The 19335-nt window shown below is 68.7% G+C and carries 18 protein-coding genes and 2 pseudogenes; 12 read left to right on the forward strand and 8 right to left on the reverse strand.

The features are described from left to right. Positions 1–156: 156 nt before the first annotated feature. Positions 157–312: a DUF6131 family protein gene (locus OG302_RS40655; RefSeq protein WP_361841925.1), complete on the forward strand. Its 156-nt coding sequence runs from the start codon at positions 157–159 to the stop codon at positions 310–312. A 290-nt stretch (positions 313–602) separates the two neighbouring features. Further along, a complete protein-coding gene (locus OG302_RS40660; protein ID WP_371749776.1) occupies positions 603–1334 on the forward strand; it encodes a dienelactone hydrolase family protein in 732 nt (243 codons plus the stop codon). 177 nt (positions 1335–1511) lie between these two features. On the opposite strand, the gene OG302_RS40665 is transcribed toward OG302_RS40660, so the two are convergent. Together OG302_RS40665 and OG302_RS40670 are read right to left on the reverse strand one after the other, a co-directional pair. Continuing rightward, positions 1512–1925: a VOC family protein gene (locus OG302_RS40665; RefSeq protein WP_371749777.1), complete on the reverse strand. Its 414-nt coding sequence runs from the start codon at positions 1923–1925 to the stop codon at positions 1512–1514. A gap of 86 nt (positions 1926–2011) precedes the next feature. Further along, positions 2012–2614: a TetR/AcrR family transcriptional regulator gene (locus tag OG302_RS40670; RefSeq protein ID WP_371749778.1), complete on the reverse strand. Its 603-nt coding sequence runs from the start codon at positions 2612–2614 to the stop codon at positions 2012–2014. 72 nt (positions 2615–2686) lie between these two features. Between OG302_RS40670 and OG302_RS40675 the strand changes: the two genes are divergently transcribed. Then, positions 2687–3514: a class I SAM-dependent methyltransferase gene (locus tag OG302_RS40675; protein ID WP_371749779.1), complete on the forward strand. Its 828-nt coding sequence runs from the start codon at positions 2687–2689 to the stop codon at positions 3512–3514. A gap of 79 nt (positions 3515–3593) precedes the next feature. Here OG302_RS40675 and OG302_RS40680 read toward each other — a convergent pair. From OG302_RS40680 to OG302_RS40700, 5 genes and pseudogenes are all read right to left on the reverse strand, one after another. Continuing rightward, a pseudogene (locus OG302_RS40680) lies at positions 3594–4225 on the reverse strand (toprim domain-containing protein); the annotation flags it as partial. A gap of 172 nt (positions 4226–4397) precedes the next feature. Continuing rightward, positions 4398–4868, reverse strand: coding sequence for an ATP-binding protein (locus tag OG302_RS40685; RefSeq protein ID WP_371749780.1), 471 nt, complete (start codon positions 4866–4868; stop codon positions 4398–4400). 211 nt (positions 4869–5079) lie between these two features. After that, positions 5080–6378 (reverse strand): erythromycin esterase family protein, encoded by a 1299-nt coding sequence (locus OG302_RS40690; protein WP_371749781.1) that lies wholly within the window; start codon positions 6376–6378, stop codon positions 5080–5082. A gap of 258 nt (positions 6379–6636) precedes the next feature. Then, positions 6637–6727 (reverse strand): annotated as a pseudogene (locus OG302_RS40695) (antibiotic acetyltransferase); the annotation flags it as partial. 39 nt (positions 6728–6766) lie between these two features. Next, complete coding sequence (locus OG302_RS40700) at positions 6767–7393, reverse strand: SUKH-4 family immunity protein (protein ID WP_371749782.1); 627 nt, start codon at positions 7391–7393, stop codon at positions 6767–6769. 250 nt (positions 7394–7643) lie between these two features. On the opposite strand from OG302_RS40700, the gene OG302_RS40705 reads away from it, so the two are divergent. The 5 genes from OG302_RS40705 (at position 7644) to OG302_RS40725 (ending at position 12642) form a co-directional block, all read left to right on the forward strand. After that, positions 7644–8177, forward strand: a complete 534-nt coding sequence (locus OG302_RS40705; protein WP_371750379.1) for a kinase — start codon at positions 7644–7646, stop codon at positions 8175–8177. 141 nt (positions 8178–8318) lie between these two features. After that, entirely contained in the window at positions 8319–8852 is a 534-nt protein-coding gene (locus OG302_RS40710) for a CbrC family protein (RefSeq protein WP_371749783.1), read from the forward strand. 496 nt (positions 8853–9348) lie between these two features. Continuing rightward, positions 9349–9897 (forward strand): EF-hand domain-containing protein, encoded by a 549-nt coding sequence (locus OG302_RS40715; protein WP_371749784.1) that lies wholly within the window; start codon positions 9349–9351, stop codon positions 9895–9897. Positions 9898–10121: 224 nt separating this feature from the next. Next, positions 10122–11756, forward strand: coding sequence for a nitronate monooxygenase (locus OG302_RS40720; protein ID WP_371749785.1), 1635 nt, complete (start codon positions 10122–10124; stop codon positions 11754–11756). Positions 11757–11856: 100 nt separating this feature from the next. Continuing rightward, positions 11857–12642 carry an ArsR/SmtB family transcription factor gene (locus OG302_RS40725; protein ID WP_371749786.1) on the forward strand — a complete coding sequence of 262 codons (786 nt, stop codon included), beginning with the start codon at positions 11857–11859 and terminating at the stop codon, positions 12640–12642. Between the two features lie 719 nt (positions 12643–13361). Here OG302_RS40725 and OG302_RS40730 read toward each other — a convergent pair. Next, positions 13362–14174, reverse strand: a complete 813-nt coding sequence (locus OG302_RS40730) for a GntR family transcriptional regulator (RefSeq protein WP_371750380.1) — start codon at positions 14172–14174, stop codon at positions 13362–13364. Positions 14175–14439: 265 nt separating this feature from the next. Here OG302_RS40730 and OG302_RS40735 point away from each other — a divergent pair, with 265 nt between their 5' ends. From OG302_RS40735 to OG302_RS40750, 4 genes are all read left to right on the forward strand, one after another. Beyond that, positions 14440–15708 (forward strand): extracellular solute-binding protein, encoded by a 1269-nt coding sequence (locus OG302_RS40735; protein WP_371749787.1) that lies wholly within the window; start codon positions 14440–14442, stop codon positions 15706–15708. A gap of 137 nt (positions 15709–15845) precedes the next feature. Next, positions 15846–16790 carry a carbohydrate ABC transporter permease gene (locus OG302_RS40740; protein ID WP_371750381.1) on the forward strand — a complete coding sequence of 315 codons (945 nt, stop codon included), beginning with the start codon at positions 15846–15848 and terminating at the stop codon, positions 16788–16790. Continuing rightward, positions 16787–17623, forward strand: a complete 837-nt coding sequence (locus OG302_RS40745) for a carbohydrate ABC transporter permease (RefSeq protein WP_371749788.1) — start codon at positions 16787–16789, stop codon at positions 17621–17623. The genes OG302_RS40740 and OG302_RS40745 overlap by 4 nt, the downstream gene beginning before the upstream one ends. A gap of 86 nt (positions 17624–17709) precedes the next feature. Then, on the forward strand, positions 17710–19275 hold the full coding sequence (locus tag OG302_RS40750) for a beta-N-acetylhexosaminidase (protein WP_371749789.1): 1566 nt from the start codon (positions 17710–17712) through the stop codon (positions 19273–19275). The last annotated feature ends 60 nt before the right edge of the window (positions 19276–19335 follow it).

Below are 19335 nucleotides of genomic sequence, written 5' to 3' on the forward strand. Positions count from 1 at the left end.
GGCAGAGGGGCACACGGAGCTAGCACGGCAACGACCCAGCAGCCGCACAGTTCGCGGGTGACAGGTTCCCACCTGTTCAGGGCTGTGCAGAGGGCGGGAACTGCAGGTCGGACAGAAGGCCGCGCGTACCACCGAGACTAGACGTTAGGAAGAATCATGATTGTCCTTGGTGTCATCTTGCTCATCATCGGCCTGCTGGTCGGTGTCTCGTTGCTGACGACGGTCGGCGGCATACTCGTCGTGGTCGGCGCCGTCCTGTGGGTCCTGGGCGCGAGCGGGCGTGCGGTGGGTGGACGTAAACACTACTTCTAGAAGAAATGTCCATCGGTGTTCGTGCCCCCTTACCCGGCATACGAGCTTCTGCGTTGTGCCGGGGCCTTGGCCTTTGGGCGAGAGGCTCCGTGGCATCCGGCCGCGGAGCCTCCGCGAAAACCCGTTGGCGAGCCACGGTGGCCACTGCTACTTTGCCGGAGGCCGTGCGAGAGAACGAGGAGGTGGTACCCGTGAACGCAGTATCGACATGGGTGCTCCCCTCCGGGGTCACGGTCGGGCGATAGGTCGTCCGGGAGCGCCGTTCCAGTGCTCTCCCGAAAGGCACGACCATGCATTTCACTTCTGAACAGCGTCTCGACGACGGAGTCCTCGAGCGCGAGTTCACCCTCGGCGAGATCCCCGGCACCCTGTGGACGCCGGAATCCGCCGCACCAGCCGCACCGGCCCCGCTGATCCTGATGGCTCACAACAACGGCCTGCCCAAGGCGGAACCCCGGCTGGTGGCCCGGGCCCGGCACACCGCGGCGCGCGGCTACGCGGTGGCCACCATCGACGCCGCCGGATGCGGTGGCCGGCCCCGTTCCGCCGCCGATGAGCAGGCACGCGCCGACCTCCGCCGGGCGATGCAGGCCGGCGAGCCGGTCGACGAGATCTTCGAGTCCTTCATCGGCCCGCTGGTCGAAAAGGCGGTCCCGGAATGGCGGACCACCCTGGACACCCTCCTTGCGCTGCCCGAGATCGGCGGCCCGGTCGGGTACTCGGGGTGGACCGCCCTCGGCATCCGCCTGGCGGTGGTCGAACCGCGCATCGCGGCCGTCGGCTTCTTCGCCGGGGGTTTCGTGCCCAGCGCTCAGCGCGAGGAGGCTCGGCAGGTCACGGTTCCGCTGCTGTTCCTGCTGCAGTGGGATGACGAGGGAAACCCTCGGCAGCGGGCCCTGGACCTGTTCGACGCCTTCGGCACCAAGGAGAAGACGCTGCATGCCAATCTGGGCGGGCACACCGGTACCCCGTGGTTCGAGGTGGAGGACGGGGGCCGGTTCTTCGACCGGCACCTGAAGTGAGGCCGGTCCGTCTGACCAGCAGTAGTCGACGTTAGACGGCGTCGGCCGGTACCCGCTCATCAAGGACGGGCCCCAACCCTCCTCGATGGCGGTGGCCGGCAGATCCACAAGCCGCCTCGATCGCGGCGGTACCTGCCATCACCGGTACCGGCCGATCGGGGTGGCGCTCGACCCGAACTACGACTCGACTACTTGCCGGCCCTGCGGTGCCAGGGTGCGCAGGACGCAGAACTCGTTGCCCTCGGGGTCGGCCATGACCACCCAGCCGCAGTGCGGGCCCTGACCCACATCGGTCCTGGCGGCGCCGAGGCCGAGCAGTCTGGTCACTTCGTCGTCGGTGCTGTTGTCGATCGGGCTGATGTCGAAGTGAAGCCGGTTCTTTACAGTCCTGGCCTCGGGCACCCGGATGAACAGCAGGGTGGGCGGCATCTGGCGTGCCCGGACATCCTCGATGGTCGGTACCCACGAGCCGATCTCGACCTTGCCCTCGCTCCGGTCGATCACCTTGAAGTCCAGGACCTGGCACCAGAAGGCCGCGAGCCTCTCCGGATCGTGGCAGTCAACGGCCAACTCGGTGAACCTGCTTGTCATGTCACTCCCAGATAGTGCGGACGGGGCTCAGGGTATTGGCTCGTGCCGCCCGCCCGCCCGCCCGCCCGCCCGGCAAGGCCGAAGCGCTACGTCGGTCGCCGTCGCACGGCGTCGGCGACAACCGCTGTCACGAGCTTGTTGACGGCCGCCGAGGTCGGCGGGCCGGGGTCGCGGTCCGCGAACAGGAGATGCCCGCCCCCCACCAGGGACAGGGTGAGTGAGTCGATGTCGGCGTCGGCCGCTATGCGACCGAGTTCACGCTCGTCGGCCAGATATGCGGAGACCGCGGTCGTGGCCTCGGCGAGGATCGCGATCCCGCCTCCGGGCCTGGCTTGCCGCAGTCGCGCGCGCAGCTCGTCCCGGAAGGTGATGAGCGGGATGATCGCCACCGGTACCGGCCCGAACAGGGTGGTCAGCGCGCTGGTGAGGTTGCCGGCCACTGTGCCGGTTCCGGCGGACTCGCGCAGCGCGATCGCCTGCGTCTCGAGCTGCGCGGCCCGGTCGAGCACGAGGTCGGTGAGCAAGGCGTCGAAGTCGGTGAAGTGCCGGTGCAGTACGCCCTTGGCGCAGCCCGCCTCTTCGGTGACGGCCCGGCTGGTCATCCCGTTGGGTCCGTCCCGCAGGAGCACGCGTTCGGCAGCGTCGAACAGATGCTGACGAGCGTCGCGAAGGTGTACCCCAGTCGGCATCCACAGGTCCTCTCGTGCGTCAACTCGCTGCCAACGATGGCGTAGTGGGCATGCGCCCACTAAGGTGGGCGCATGCCCACCTTACCGCGAGAGCAACCAGATCCATCCCGGTCGGAACCGCACAAGGCCCGTCGGATGGCCGAGTCATTCGGCGCTGACGCGCAACGCTACGACCAGGCCCGGCCCAACTACCCTGATGAGTTGGTGGCCCGAATCGTCGCCGGAAGCCCGGGAGTTGACGTGCTCGACGTCGGCTGTGGCACCGGTATCGCAGCCCGCCAGTTCCAGGCCGTCGGCTGCGCCGTGCTCGGCGTGGAGCCTGATGCGCGGATGGCCGACTTCGCCCGAGCTCGTGGCGTGCAGGTCGAGGTGGCGGACTTTGAAGCCTGGGAGTCGGGCGGGCGGACATTCGACGCGGTCATTGCCGCCCAGTCGTGGCACTGGGTGGATCCCGCCATCGGTGCCGTGAAGGCGGCGCATGTGCTGCGGCCGGGCGGTCGGTTGGCGATCTTCGGGCACGTGTACGAGCCGCCTGCCGAGGTGGCCGAACCGTTCGCCGCTGCCTACCGGCGGGTGGCGCCCGACTCCCCGCTCAACGGCCAACCGGCCCGACGTCCACTCGACCTCTACAAGGCGGCCTACGCGAAGATCGCCGACAAGATCCGCGAGACCGAACAGTTCGACGAGCCCGAACAGTGGCGATTCGACTGGGAACAGTCCTACACGCGTGACCAATGGCTGGACCTGCTCCCCACCACCGGCGGCCTCACCCAACTCCGTCCCGATCAGCTGGCCGAGGTGCTGGACGCGGTGGGGGGAGCCATCGATTCCCTGGGCGGACGCTTCACGATGAACTACACCACCTTGGCAACGACCGCCGTACGCGCCGGTACCTCTTGAGCGGATCAGCCAAGTCGCCACGGTCTATGGTCGCGATCGCCCCGTCGCCGAGGTAGTGGATTCGCCGCCCGGCTGGGGCTCAGATGTCGAGGAAGCGGACGTCCTTGGCGTTGCGTTGGATGGAGCGGCGCGCTTCGACGACCTCTTCACCCATGAGAACGGAGAAGAGGTCGTCGGCGACGGCGGCGTCGTCCAGGCTCACCTGGCCCAGGACGCGGTGGTCGATGTCCATGGTGGTGATGCGCAGTTCCTCGGCGTTCATCTCGCCCAAGCCCTGGAAGCGCTGGATGGAGTCGTCCTTGATGCGCGCCGCCCCTGTCGGCGGCCCTGTTATATGAGGGCGTCGCGTTCCCGGTCGGAGAAGGCGTACTCGGCGTGCTCCCGGCTCCACTTGACCTTGTACAGCGGCGGCCGGGAGAGGTAGACGTGACCGTGCTCGATCAGCGGCCGCATGGAGCGGAACAGGAACGTCAGGAGCAGGGTGTTGATGTGCTGGCCGTCGACGTCGGCGTCCGCCATCAGAATGCCCTTGTGATAGCGGAGCTTGGCGAGGTCGAAGTCCTCGTGGAGGCCGGTGCCGAAGGCCGAGATGAGGGCCTGGATCTCCTGGTTGTGCAGGATCTTGTCGATGCGTGCCTTCTCGACGCTCAGGATCTTGCCGCGGATCGGCAGGATCGCCTGGAACTCGGGATTGCGGCCGGACTTGGCGGAACTTCACAGCGGGGGAGCCGCGGTCAGAGAAGCACCTCAAGGCCACGAGAGCGACCGAATCCGCCACCTCACCGACCCGGCGGACGCAGACCGGCGGCCTGTTCTGCTCTGTTCTGGTCTGCGTTCCTTACGTCGAGGTGATGCAGGCGCCAAAGGATGAGACCAACAGCGGTCACATCTGGCGGCCGGCCGCGTCCCCGCCGGGGTCGTCGGCCAGCACGACGGACGCCGTGATCTGCTTGCCCACCGGCTCCCGGTGAACGGCGAAGCTCTGGCAGACGGCCATGACGATCTCCAAGCCGTGCTGCCCGATCCGGCCCGGGTCGGCCGTCAGGACGGCCGGAAGGGTCGTGTTGCTGTCCCACACGCTCACCTGGACGGCGCCACCTTGGATCTCCAGCGTCAGCAGACACGGACCGGGGGCGTACTTGCGGGCGTTGGTCACCAGTTCGCTGACCACCAGTTGCACCATGTCCATCGCCCGCCTGGACACCGGCAGCCCATGGAGGGCCTGCACTTCGGTCAGGAAGGAACGGGCCAGGTCACGGGCTTCCGCGATCTCTTCGCTGCCCTCGAACGCAGCGGAAACCGACTCCGATCCGCCGAACAGCGACTGTCGGCCATCGGCCCCCGCGTGGTCCATACAGTCCGCCCCGGTATCCGTAATGCCACCCGTCATGCGGACCGTCTACCCGCAAAACGCCGACAAACGCAGTACGCACCCCCCGGAAATCGGCGTACCCAGAAGACACCGACACCTCGGCATCCTCCGAGCACGGCGCAGCGCAGGGCTGTCGTCGAAGCGTGTCTTCCTCCTCTTCCCTTCCTCTCTTCCCCCTCGGCTTCTGGCGTGCTCAGGCCGTGGTGAATCCGTCAGCCACCGTCGAGGTCGGGACGTTGAGGATCGCGTCGAACGCCTCGACGACGGGGACGTGCAGATAGGCGCCTTGTATCCGGGTGCGGTCGGGGGCCGTGGTGAGGCCCGTACTGTCACCGGCATCCGCGCGTGCCTGGCGGAGAGGGGCGATGGCGAGGCCGGGCCCTGCCTCGGCGAAGGCCGCTTCGACGCTTCCCGGCTCGGGCGGCTGCAGCGCGGTCGGGACGACGGTGAAACCGAAGGGTGCGTCCTCGTCGGGGCGCATGTCAGCGGTGTGCCCACTGGTGCTCGTCAGGCCGAGCGCGAAGTAGTCGTCACCCAGGGCGTTGCGCAGGTACTGGCCCATGGGGAACCCGGTGAGATTGCCGTTGAAGGACACCGGTGTCGTCTGGATGTGGGCGTTGTGGGCCATCAGCACGCAGCGAGCGCCGGCCTCGGTGCGCTGCAGATGCCACAGAACCGACTCGGCCATGTAGGCGTCCCTGGCGGAGGTGTCGGCGGTGAGCCCATTCCCGGCGAAGAGACCGGCCATGGCACGGAAGGTGTGGTCGCCCTGGCAGGCGGCCTGAAGACGTCGCAAGGCGATGTCGTAGCTGTGCTGATCACTGCGGGAGACGTACAGCGGCCGGACGGCGTGGAAGCGGGTGAGCAGGCGCGCCAGGGTGGCGGTGAGGGCGTCCTGTTCCGCGGTGGGCAGGCGGGCCCACGCGGGCGCGGCGTCGGCTGCGGAGCCTCCGGCGAACGACTTGGAGATGCGTGTCGCCGTCTCGATCGCCGGCAGGGTTTCGGGGTCGACGCGGCGCAGGTAGTCGGTGACCGGAGTCAGGGCGGGAAGCAGCGACCCGCCGGCCGCCGGGATGTCGATGCCGGCGAAACGCACCGGTGGTGATGCCGTGCGGTTGTGTCGGCGTATCCAGCGCAGCGGCTCGTCGACTCCCACGGGGATCGTTGCGGCGAGGTGGGCCGAGAGCTCGCTTTCGGGGCCTTCGCCCTGGGCCCATGCGTCGAGGGGGAAGCCTTCGCTGAGGCCGTACTCGAAGGCCAGGATGGTGAAGCCGCAGCGTTCGACGAGGTAGCGCAGGATGCGCTGTCGAAGGTGCGCGAACTCGTTGATGAAGTGAGAGTTCTCGCCGATCGCGACGACGCGCGCGTCGCCGATGAGGGCTTCCAGTGGCTTCAGGTCGTCGATAGACGCTTCGGGGTCGAGGTGGGTGAGCGGTACGGAGTGAGCGCGAAGCCAGTCGGCGAAGGGGCTGTGATGGGGCGAAGTGGGCATTGCTGAGTACTCGTCTCTCGTCTCTCGGTCCTGGGTGCGGGGCGGCTGCCTTGGAGCCAACCATTGTCTGCTGGAATTACTCAACCACCGCCGTGGCAGGGTGAGTCGCCGGGTTGTGAGACGGCCTGACTGAGTGCCCTGGCGCCGCGCTCTCCAGGTCCTCGACGCTGCCGGACATGATGGTTCGCAGGTGCTCGGTGGTGCAGGCGATGGGCCAGTACTCGGCCCACGAGCCGCCCATGGTGGGGAAGAGGGGGAGAGACGGCCCGTCCATCCGGCGGTTGGCACCGTTCATGAGGAACCGCACCCCGCTGCCCAGCGCGCAGAATTTCCCGATGACGAGCTTCTCGGGTCGGCCGCGGAGGTTTGAACATCGGCAGGCAGGTGATCACCCACAGAGCGAGCGGGCTCCGGGGCTGTCGCCCTTGAAGCGCTGGCCCGCGGCGATCTCCTCGCCGACCATTGCCCAGACGGATTCGTCGTCCTGGAAGGGCAGCGGGTCAAGGCTGCTCGTCTCCTGACGGATACGCTCGACCTCGCGATCCAGCCGTTCGAAGTCGGCTTCCTCGTCGCCGTCGTCACCGTTGCTGCCGCTGAAGGTGAACTCCTCGAGCAGGCGCTGGAATCGGAGGGTGACCTGGACGAGGGAGGAGACGTCCGCGTGGAGTTCCTGCACGGTCTCCTCGTCGGCGTCGAAGGCGTGCACCTTGCCGGAACGCGGGTCGAGGGCTAGATGGGCGTTGAGCAGCCAGCCGATGACGGGCCACTGGCCCGCATCCGCAGGGGCGTCCTCGAAGTCTTCGGCGTCGACGACGTCCTGGACGAGGGGCAGCACACCGGCGTCTGCGTCGACCTCGCGGAGCCAGAGCGTCCCGGTGGGGACGCCGATGGTCTGCAGGAGACGGGCGCCCTCGGTGTCCGCTGCGGAGGGCGGAAAGGCGCTGGCGGGCAGGGTCGCGAGCCGGTCCTCGCCGAAGATGTCCGCGAGTTCGCTGCGGGTGACGTCGAAAAGCACTGCCGAAACTCCGAACTCGGCGCAGGCACGGGCGCCGTGGGACTCTGGATGGACGGAAGCGGTCACCACCCCAGCTGGGCGGATCGAGGCGCTTCCGGCGATTCCGATTCTGCCCCACGGGCCACCCCGCCCTCTCACGGCACGAGCTAACGATCCGACGGCTGCCCGCGTCAGGCGGATCCAACTGGCCGCGGACCGGGGGGATGAGGCCCGGCGATGGCCCGTGGCTGCCGGTAGCCTGCGGCGGGTGATGGTGGGCACTGAGAACACGAGACTCGTCGTCCTGCGGGGCAATAGCGCCTCGGGCAAGTCGTCCGTCGCGGCCGGTATCCGTGACCGCTTCGGCCGCGGCTTGGCCTGGGTGGAGCAGGACAACCTGCGCAGGATCGTGCTCCGCGAGCGGGACCGGCCCGGCGCGGCGAACATCGGCCTGATCGATCTGACCGCCCGCTACGCCCTGGACGCCGGGTATCACGTGGTGGTCGAAGGGATCTTGTACGCCGACCATTACGGCGAAATGCTCGCCCGGCTGCGCGCGGACCACCGCGGCCCGTCGCACGGCTACTACCTGCATGTGCCGTTCGAGCAGACACTGGCGCGCCACGCCACCAAGCCCATCGCGCACGAGGTCGGTGAGCCACAACTGAGGGACTGGTACCGGGAGCTGGATCTGCTGTCCTGCGGGGTCGAGACGGTCGTCGAGGCCGACAGCACCCTCACCGACACAGTTGACCGCATCATGCTCGACACCGGCCTGGCCGGCCTTCCCGCAATGGAGAACTGACAGCGTGGCGTACCTCAAGGCACGCTCTGCCCCGCGTAAATGGAGTGCTGTGCGCCTGTCAGAACAGCGTTAGGGGAGACTGCAGCCCATGAGACTGACAGGCATGGGCATGGGCATCGGCTCACGGACGGGGCAGCATTCGTGAGCGTCGGCCTGCCCTTCTTCCGCTATCACCCCGACCCTCTCGCCAGCGGATCCATCCGCGCGAGCGCCGATAAGTGCGTCTGCTGCGACCGCAGCACCGGGTGGATCTACACCGCGAGCTTCTACACCGCCCAAGAGATCAACGGGAACCTCTGCCCCTGGTGCATCGCTGACGGCAGCGCCGCTGAACGATTCGAAGGCGAGTTCTCCGATTCGTACGGGCTCGACGGCGTCAGCGAAGCGACCCTGCACGAGGTCACCCGCCGCACCCCCGGATTCCACGCCTGGCAAGATCCGCACTGGCTCGTCCACTGCCACGACGCGGCCGCCTTCATCGGCGAGGTCGGCTACACCGAGCTGGCAACGCACCCCGAGGCACTCGAGCAACTCCGGCTCGACCTGCGCATGAGCGGCTGGCACGACGCCGCCCAACTCGAGCGCTTCCTGACACACCTTGGCGAAGCGGCAACCGTCATGCTCTTCCGCTGCACCGTCTGCGCCACCCACCTCGCCTACACCGACGCCTCTTGACTCAACACTCCGCTGGAGGTCCTTCTACCTCCCCAGGCGTCACAGCCCTCCCCTTCCACCTCGTACTGGGTGCCCATCCGCGCCGGGTTCAACCGGGACGGGCATCAGTGATCGGTCATACCTGTGGCGGGGCCACGGGCGTGTGTGGCGGCTGCGAACAGGTCCAGGCCGAGAGGTGTGCAGGAGTGCCAGAGGGCTTTGCCGTCACGGATGGATGCGCGGGCGGCAGCGCTGTAGCTCGGGGGCTGGTCCGCCGGTCACGAGTTCGTCGGCGATGAGTCGTCCGGCGGTGGGCGCAAGAGTGATGGCGGAGTGCATGACGGCGATGTAGAGGGATCGACCCCGCTTGCACGCTGGGTGCGCCGCTCAACCGTGACGACAACGGGATGTCTCGGCAACAACCGATGTCGGCACCGCTTCGGGGGCCACCCCCGGTCCACAACGGCGACCGGGAATCGCCCTGGCCGAGCCGCTCATGTGGATTTACCTTGCGCCTATGAATGAGCTGCGCAAACGCAAGTACGAGCGATGGTTCCGCGCCGCGGACGTCGACGGTGACGGTGCGATATCGCGGCGGGATGTCGTCATGATGGGCGAACGCTACGTCCAGGCCAGGGGCATTCCCTCCGACTCCCCGCAGGCGCGGCAGATGTACGACACCATGCACGGATTCTGGGAGTCCGTGATCGCCCCCGCCGACGCCGACAAGAACGACAGGGTGAGCTCAGCGGAGCTGGCTCAGGCGTTCGCCGCCACCTTTACCGATCGCGCTCGCTATCCCGAGGAGCTCGCGCCGGTAGCCGACCGCTTCTTCGACCTGGCCGACAGCGACGGCGATGGCGCCATCAGTCTCGCCGAGTTCACCCACATCTTCGGAAGCACGGGACGGGCCGCCAACGCGGAGTGCGCCGAGGTGTTCCACGCGCTCGACCTCGACGCCTCTGGAGCCCTGTCGCGGGCCGAGTATCACCAAGCCGCGTCCGAGTTCTTCTATGGAGACGATCCCGACTCGCCTGCCGTCCACATCTTCGGCCGTCTCGAATAGCTCGAATAGGGGGAGAGGCGCCCCCAAGCACCTCTACGCCACTGTTCCCCCCTGGCGGTGGCTCGCAGGGCCGGGTCCAACAGCCACCGCCCGGAGGCCTTTGGTCACCAGCAGTCGGGTCCTTCGGCGTGGGGTCTGTGGAGGACGGTGGCGAAGACTGGGTTCCTGGCTCAACCTACGGTTCCGTAGGTTGCGGAGCGCGAGGAACGAGGTGGGGCATGTCGATGGCCACGACGAGCGGGGAACTGCCCAAGGTCATCCAGGGAGGGATGGGCGTGGGTGTCTCCGGCTGGCGCCTGGCCCGAGCCGTCGGCCGTGCCGGGCAGCTCGGCGTCGTGTCGGGCACGGCTCTCGATGCCCTCCTGACGCGCCGGCTCCAGATCGGCGACCCGGGCGGAGACGTGCGCCGCGCCCTCGCGGCCTTCCCCGTACCGGAGTTGGCGACCGCGGTCCTGGACCGCTTCTATGTCGAAGGCGGTGTCGCGGCGGGAGAGCGTTTTCGTGCTCAGCCGATGCTGCGGGCCGAGCGCGGGGAGCTGGCCGAACTGCTCACCGTGCTCGGGAACTTCGTCGAGGTGTGGCTCGCCAAGGAGGGGCACCGGGCTCCGGTCGGGATCAACTACCTAGAGAAGATACAACTGGGCCTCGCTCCGGGCCTGTTCGGAGCGATCCTCGCGGGGGTGGACTGCGTCCTGGTGGGCGCGGGCGTTCCGGGGCACGTCCCCGAAATGACGCGCCGACTGGCGCGGATGCAGCCGGTGAGCACGCACATCCGGCTCGACGGGGCCCAGGAGGACTACGTCCACTCCTTCGACCCGGCCGCCCTGCTGGGCCGTACGGCCCTCGGGGCGGAGCAGGGCTGCCAGTGCGAGGGCGAGGACGGGGGAGGGGGTGAGGAGGCCGGATGCCGCCGAAAGCTGCCTGCGGACGGGCAGCGGCAGGTGCAGGACGTGCGGATCGAGTCCCTCGTTCCCGCCGTACGTTCGTCCACCACCCCCAATCCCCCTGCCACCCGAGCCATGGGTCTCGCCGGACCGCTGCGGTGCCCTCACGTCCTCGCCATCGTCTCGCTGCCTCTCCTGGCCTCGTACCTGGCCCGCGACGAAGCCACCACGCCCGATGGGTTCGTGATCGAGACCCATGGCGCGGGCGGTCACAGCGCCCCGCCCCGCGGTGCTCTGCAGCTCGATGCGGAGGGCGAACCCGTGTACGGACCGCGGGATCACCCCGACCTGGCAAAGATGGCGAAGATCGGCATTCCCTTCTGGCTCGCGGGCGGCGCCGCCCACCCCGAACGGCTCGCGGCGGCCCGAGCCCTGGGCGCGGCCGGTGTACAGGTCGGCAGCGCGTTCGCGCTCTGCGAGGAGTCCGGCCTGGAGCCCGGCCTGCGCCTGGCGCTGAGGGCCCGGGCCCACGCCAAAGAGCTGAAGGTGCGCAACGATCCGTTGGCATCGCCCACCGCATTCCCCTTCAAGGTCGCCGAGCTGCCGGGCACCCTCTCCGACCCCGCCGTGCGCACAGCCCGTCGCCGTGTCTGCGACCTCGGCTACCTACGCGCTCCCTATCGCACCGCCGGCGGTGCGATCGGCTATCGCTGCTCCGCCGAACCCGAGGCCGCCTATCGCCGCAAGGGTGGCTCGGACGCCGACACCGAGGACCGCCTGTGCCTGTGCAACGGCCTGCTCGCCACCGTCGGGCTCGGCCAGCGCCACCCCCGCGGGCAGGACGAGCCGCCGGTCCTCACCTTGGGGCAGGACCTGGACTTCCTCTCGGACCTGAGTCCGGACGGCGGGCCCTACCGGGCGGTCGAGGTAGTGGAGTGGATGACGGGCGGGCGCGCAGCTGCGACCGCAGGGTAATGCCGAGGTGCCGCGGCCCCCTCGCGGTGTCGTCCCAGCGCCCCCCCGCTTGACATGCAACCAAATGGTTGCCAATTTGGTGGGGAGGGGGTTGGATGACATGGACGAGGTGTTCAAGGCACTCGCGGACGCCAGTCGCAGGCAACTGCTTGACCGGCTGAACGAACGGACCGGGCAGAGCCTGCGCGAGCTGTGCGCGGAGCTGGACATGAGCAGGCAGGCGGTGTCCAAGCACCTGTCGGTGCTGGAGGGCGCGGGCCTGGTCACAGTGGTCCGGCATGGCCGGGAGCGGCTGCACTACCTCAACCCCGTCCCCATCCACGACATTGCCGACCGCTGGATCGGCCAGTACGAGCGGGGCCGGATGGCCGCGCTCAGCAACCTGAAGCACGCCCTGGAGGGAACGGCCATGACCAAGCCCGAGTTCGTCTACACGATCTACATCCGCACCACGCCCGAGAAGCTCTGGGAGGGACTGACCAGCCCGGAGTTCCTGAAGCAGTACCACGGAGGCTATGCACCCTCCTCCGACTGGAAGGTCGGCTCGAAGGTGCTGTGGCCGGTCGAGGACGGCGGCGAGCCGCAGGACCTCGGCCAGGTCGTCACCGAGTCGGAGCCCGGCAAGCGGCTCGCCTACACCTGGCACACGCTCCAGCCGATGCATGCGGAGATGTTCGGCATGAGCGACGAGGAGTTCGCCGAGGCTGCCAAGGAGCGCTCGAAGGTCACCTTCGACATCGAGCCGGCCGAGGAGCCGGAGTTGGGCGTGAAGCTGACCCTCACCCACGACGGCTTCACCTCGGCCGACTCCAAGATGCTCGAGGGCGTCAGCGGCGGCTGGACCATGATGATGTCGCACCTGAAGACGCTGCTCGAGCAGGCCTGACCCGCGTCTCGATGGGCCGCTGTCAGCGGATCGGCCGCCGCCCGTTCCTGCCTCTGCGGGGATCAGCCCGTTCTGACGGAGCGTCGTGCTGGTGACCTTGGCCTTCGGCCCGTGCGGAGCAGTCGTGTCCGCCGCCGGGCAGTCCCGCGACGTGCAGCACGGGCTCTTCGCCTTCGGGGATCCGGAAAGTGAAGTTCGCTCCAGAGGGGATTGCCGCGAGGGAGCACTGGTCGCCGAAGGTCAGCCGGGCGTGGGGCTGCCAGGGGCAGGCGGCCTAGTCCAGGGCGGACACCACATCCGCATGCGTGATCCGTGCGGGGAACGTCCCCGTCCCCCGACAATCGACGGTGGGAGGTCGACGGCGTCACGCCAAGTCTGGAGGTAGATGAGAGCGACCTTGCGGCAGTGGCAGACACTCAGCTCAAGGTCTCCGTAGGCGTAGAGCCGGGGCCGCTTTCTGTTCCGGCTCGTCGTTCCGATTTCCCAGCGTTCGCCGAGCGCTTCGGTCACATCGTTCCAGTCGGCTCCGCTGAACACCGGGCCCAGACGGCCCGCCCTGGCCATGCCGGTCAGGACATCAAGTAGCTGCACGAGGCGTAGCCCGGCAGGCTCCCTGACCAGCAGTCCAGTGCCTTGGTGGGGCCGCCCGCAGCATCCGAGCGCTCGCCAACCGGGGTCGACCGGACGCGTGTCCCGTCAGCCCCGGCACCCAACCCGCTTCAGATCGCCTGCACATCGCCATGGGTCGAGGAAGCGACCGTGTCGCGATGGGCGAAGTCGCCGGGTGGGATGCCGGGGTGGTGGCTGGGCCGTGGTTCCGGTGCGGTCGCGGCCGGGCCGAGGGTGAGCCGGGAGACGATGCGGTAGCGGTCGCCGCGGTACAGCGAGTGGACGTACTCGACCGGGCAGTCGGAATGGTCCGAGGTGAGCCGCTCGACCAGCAGGGCGGGGGAGAGCTCGGGCACATCGAGCACGTCGGCCTCGGCCCGGGTCACCACCGTCGGCTCGATGGTCTGGATCGCTTCGCGGACGTGAACGTCATGATGCTCGCTCAAGTGCTCGTACAGATCGCCGTTCTCCAGTTCCTGCGCGGAGAGGCCGGGCACCAGATCGGCACGGATGTGCAGGTGCTCGATGGCCATCGGGGCGCCGTCGACGAGCCGCAGCCGGGCCACGTAGACGATCCGGGCGGCGGGGGAGAGGCGCAGCTTGCGGCCGACGCGGGCGCCGGCCTGGATGGTGGTGAACTCCAGGAGCCGGCTGGACCAGGCGCCCCCAGCGCGCGGCACCTTCAACCCATGCGCAGGTGAGATCAGCTCCTGGGTGATCTTCTCCGGCGCGACGAACATGCCACGCCCGTGTTCGCGGACGAGAACACCCGCCGCGACCAGTTCATCCACGGCCGCGCGCAGGGTGGGGCGCGAGACGCCCAGGTCCGCGCAGAGCGCACGCTCGGAGGGGATGGGATCGCCGGGGCGCTGTGACTCGACGAGTTGCAGGAGGTGGTCACGGACCCGCTCCCGTTTGAGCACCGCTCCCGAGGAGCGCCGCCCGACCCCCGCCTTTGCCGTCCCGTCCGCGTCGTTCGCGTCGGTGGTCACCTTCCGCCCCCTCTTGCCGTACGACCAGCTGTCTGACCAGTGCACCACGAATGCATGGAGATCGACAACCAAATCATTAACTCCCGTGGTTGCAGCGGGGGTTGACGCATCCAATGGTCTATGCCAGCTTTCTCCCTCACCAGAGGTCACCTGACCAGTTAGAAGCTGGTCAGGCCCGGCACCCCAGAGGTGAACCGTGAAGTTCCGTTTCCTTGCCGGTGTGTCCGCGCTCGTCGCGGTCGCCGGGCTCAGCGCCTGCTCGTCCGGCTCCGGTGACGGGGACTCCGCCGGCGGCGGGAAGAGCGCGATCGATGTGTGGCTGATGCGCGACAGCGTCTCGTCCGCCTTCCAGAAGGACTTCGAGAAGGGCTTCGAAGCCGCGCACCCGGACATCGACGTCCGCATCCAGATCCAGGAGTGGGACGGTATCGGCGAGAAGGTCACCGCCGCGCTGGCCAGCAACGACGCCCCCGACGTCATCGAGACGGGCAACACCCAGGTCGCCCAGTTCGCGCAGAGCGGCGGCCTGCTGGACCTGAGCGACAAGGTCGACGACCTCGGCGGCGACGCCTGGCTCAAGGGACTCGCCGAGCCGGGAGCCTGGGAGGGCAAGCAGTATGGCGTCCCGTACTACGCGGCGAACCGCGTCGTCATCTACCGCAAGGACCTCTTCGAGAAGGCCGGCGTCGACGCCTTCTCCATCAAGACCCGCGACCAGTGGACGGCCGCGACGAAGAAGCTCAACAAGGGCTCGCAGCAAGGCATTTACCTGCCCGGGCAGAACTGGTACACCTACGCAGGCTTCGTCTGGGACGAGGGCGGCGACCTCGCCACCGAGTCGGGCGGCACCTGGAAGGGCTCGCTGGACAGCCCCCAGGCGCTGCGCGCCATGACCTTCTACAAGAAGCTGCAGGCCCTGGGCAAGGGGCCCAAGGACTCCGACGAGGCGCAGCCGCCGCAGGCCGAGGTCATGGCCAAGGGCCAGGTCGCGCAGATCATCAGCACGCCGGGCGGAGCCAACGTCGTCACGCAGAACAACCCCGAACTCAAGGACAAGCTGGGCTTCTTCCCGATCCCTGGCAAGACGGCCGACGAACCGGGCGCCGTCTTCACCGGCGGCTCCGACCTGGTGATCCCGACGGTGTCGCAGCACCACGACGCCGCGTACACCTTCGTCAAGGAGCTGACCGGCGACGCCTGGCAGAAGAAGCTCGCCGTCGCCATGAGCTACGTCCCCAACAAGACCACGCTCGCCGGCGCGGTCGCCTCCGACCCGGGCGCCTCCGCCATGGCGCAGGGAGCGGCCGTGGGGCACGCGACGCCGAACACGCCGGGCTGGGCCGCCGTCGAGGCCAAGAACCCCATCAAGGACTACCTGACCGCCGTCCTCACGGGAGGCGATCCGAAGCACAAGGCCGCCGAGGCGTCCGACGCCATCACCAACGCCATGAAGTCCGGCTCCTGACCCGCCCGTTGACTGCCCCCGCCCGTCGACCGCCCTCGCGCTGAAGCGACTGCCTCCGCGCTGAAGTGCCTGCCTCCCGCACTGACGTGCCGCCCCCGCACCGAGAGGAGTGCGCCGTGACGATCGTCCGTGACCCGATGGACCCGGTAGTGTCCCGACAGCCTCGGCGTACGCCGATCACCAGCCGCCGCGCCACGACATCCGGAATCTGGCCGTACCTGCTCGTGACGCCCGCGGTCCTCGGAATGCTGTACCTGCTCGTCTACCCGCTGGCGCGGGCCGTCCTGATCTCCTTCCAGGACTTCGGTCTGCGCCAGCTCATCCTCGGTGACGCGCACTACACCGGATTCGACAACTACACGCAACTGCTGTCCGACCCCCGGTTCTGGACCGTGGTGCGCCGCACCTTCCTCTTCATGGCCGTCAACGTCGTGCTGATCATGGTCCTGTCGACACTCGTGGCCCTGATGGTGGAGCGGCTCGGGCGGTTCGGCCGCACGGCCGTGCTCAGCGCGCTCGTGCTCACCTGGGCGATGCCCGTGGTCGCGGCGACCACCGTGTTCCAGTGGCTCTTCCACTCCGAGTTCGGGATCGTCAACCACGCCCTCACCGGCCTCGGTTTCAGCAGTTTCGAAGGCTATCCGTGGCTGGCGCACGGACCGGCGGCGTTCGCCATCCTGGTCACCCTGGTCGTGTGGCAGTCGGTGCCGTTCGCCGCGATCACGCTGTACTCGGCACTCACCACCGTGCCCACCGAGCTCTACGAGGCCGCGCGCATCGACGGCGCATCCGGGTTCCGCATCTTCCGCTCCGTCACCCTGCCGATCGTACGGCCGATCTTCATGCTGGTCCTCTCCCTCGAAGTCATCTGGACGTTCAAGGCGTTCGTGCAGATCTGGGTGATGACCCGCGGCGGCCCCGGCGACGCCACGACGATCCTGCCGGTCTACGCCGTGCAGACCGCACTGGCCCAGCAGCGCTACGACCTGGGATCGGCCGCGTCGATGCTGACCGTGCTGCTCATGTCCGGCGTACTGATCGCGTACTTCCGCCAGATGTTCCGACAGGAGAACGAGCTGTGACGACCTCGCGCGCACTGCGCCGCCTGCCGCTCGACATCGCCGCGACCGTGACGGTCGTCGTCTGCCTCTTCCCCGTCTACTGGATGGTCACCACCGCCTTCAAACCGGCACGCGACATCCAGTCCGACAGCCCTCAACTGCTCCCGCAGAGCTGGACCTTCGACCACTTCCACCGGGCCATCGACGCGGACGGATTCGGCCTGTTCTGGCGCAACAGCGTGCTCGTCACCCTGGGCGCCGTCGCCCTCGCCCTGCTCGTCGCGCTCGGAGCCTCGTTCGCCGTGGCCCGGATGCGCTGGCGCGGACGCCGCCAGTTCATGCTCATGGTGTTCATCGCGCAGATGGCACCGTGGGAGTCCCTGATCATCCCCGTCTACATCATCTCCCGGGACACCGGGATGCTCGACCGGCTGCCGACACTGACCCTCGTCTACTTCATGATGACGCTGCCCTTCACCGTCGTCGTGCTGCGCGGATTCATCGCGACGATCCCGGCGGAGCTCGAGGAGTCGGCGCAGGTCGACGGCTGCACCCGGCTCGGCGCGTTCCGGCACGTGGCGCTCCCGCTGCTCGCGCCCGGCCTGATGGCCACGTCGCTGTTCGGCTACATCACGGCGTGGAACGAATTCGCCTACGCCAACTTCCTGATCATCAAGCAGCAGGACCACCGGACGCTGCCGGTGTGGCTGTCCTCGTTCCACAACACCTTCGGCACCGACTGGGGCGCCACCATGGCCGCCTCGACCCTGTTCGCGCTGCCCGCGCTGGCGATCTTCCTGCTGTTGCAGCGACACGTGACATCCGGGTTCGCCGCCGGCGCCGTCAAGGGCTGACCCCTCCACCGCGCCCGCCCCTCCACCGTGTGTGACCCGCTACAGCGCCCGTCCCGCATCCCTCCCGCCCGCACCGGAGGTCCGCCGTGCCCGCGTCCCGCCCCGCACTCGTACCCGCGCCCACCCAACTGACCCACCGACCGGGCCACTTCACGCTCAACCCCGACACCACACTGCGCGTCACGCCAGGCGCCGAACCCGCCGCCACCCTGCTGCGCACCCTCATCGCACCCGCCACCGGACTACCGCTGAGCCCCGCCCCCGACGGTCCGTTCGTCCTCGCACTCGACCCAGGACTCGGCGGACTGGGCGCGGAAGGCTACGGCCTGACGATCTCGTCCGACGCCGTGCTGCTGCGAGCCGCCCACCTCACCGGTCTGCTGCGCGGCATCCAGACGATACGTCAGCTGCTCCCCACCCAAGCCCTGGCGAACCGGGCCCGGCCGGGCGTGCCCTGGCACCTGCCCTGCGTCGAGATCACGGACGTACCACGGCACGCGTGGCGTGGGTTCATGCTCGACGTTGCACGCCACTTCCAGCCGGTGGCATTCCTGCGCCGCTACGTCGATCTGCTCGCGTTGCACAAACTGAACGTGCTGCATCTGCACCTCACCGACGACCAGGGCTGGCGGCTGCCGGTCGCCGACTATCCGCTGCTGACCGAGGTGGGCGGACGGCGTGCCCAGTCGATGGTGGGCCCCGCCGGGTCCGACGTCCTCGACGGCATACCGCACGAAGGGGCCTACACAGAAAGGGAATTGCGCGACCTCGTCACCTACGCCACCGCCCGCGGCGTCACGATCGTGCCCGAAGTGGAGATGCCCGGCCACGCCCGCGCGGCCCTGGCCGCCTATCCCGAACTCGGCACCGTCCCGGGCCGCCGGCTCGACGTATGGACCCGCTGGGGCGTGTGCGACACGGTCCTCGGCGTCCACGAGCCCGTCCTCGACTTCTGCCGCGCCGTCCTCGACACCGTGCTGGACATCTTTCCCTCCCCGCACGTGCACGTCGGCGGAGACGAATGCCCCACGACCGAGTGGGCCGCAAGCCCCGCCGCACACGAGCGCATCAAGGCCGAAGGTCTGTCAGGGCCGGGCGAGTTACGCGGATGGTTCCTCGGCCAGGTCGGCAACCACCTCCTTGGGCGCGGCCGGATCCCGACCGCGTGGGCCGAGACGGGGGAGGGCCTGCCGCCCGAGTTCACCGTCATGACCTGGCGCGATCCCGAGCACACCCGCATCGCCCTCAAACGCGGCCACAACGTGGTCAGCAGCCAGCACAGCGCCGCCTACCTCGACTACGCCCAGTCCGCCTCCCCGGCCGAACCACCCGCCCAGCCCGGCATCGTGGTCGATCTCCGCAGCGTTCACGACCACGACCCTCCCGAGAGCCCCGCCTCGGGAGGTGAACTCATCGGCGTACAGGCCCAGTTGTGGACCGAGTTCGCCCCCACCGCGGTCCACATCGACTACCTGGCCTTCCCCCGGCTCGCCGCGTTCGCCGACCGGGCCTGGCACGGCGCCTCCCCCTGGCCCCTGGCGCGCGCACGCCTGATCGCGCACGGCGACAGACTCGCCGCACTTGGCGTGCGGCACGGACCGTTCGACCCGTACGTCCCCGTCCCCCACCGTTTCGGAGAGGAATCGACATGAGTCCAGCACGAAAGCCCTCCCGCCTCGCACTCACGAGATCGGCACGCTTAGCCCTCGTCG

It is taken from the genome of Streptomyces sp. NBC_01283 (genome assembly GCF_041435335.1).
In the GTDB taxonomy this organism is placed as follows: Bacteria; Actinomycetota; Actinomycetes; order Streptomycetales; family Streptomycetaceae; genus Streptomyces.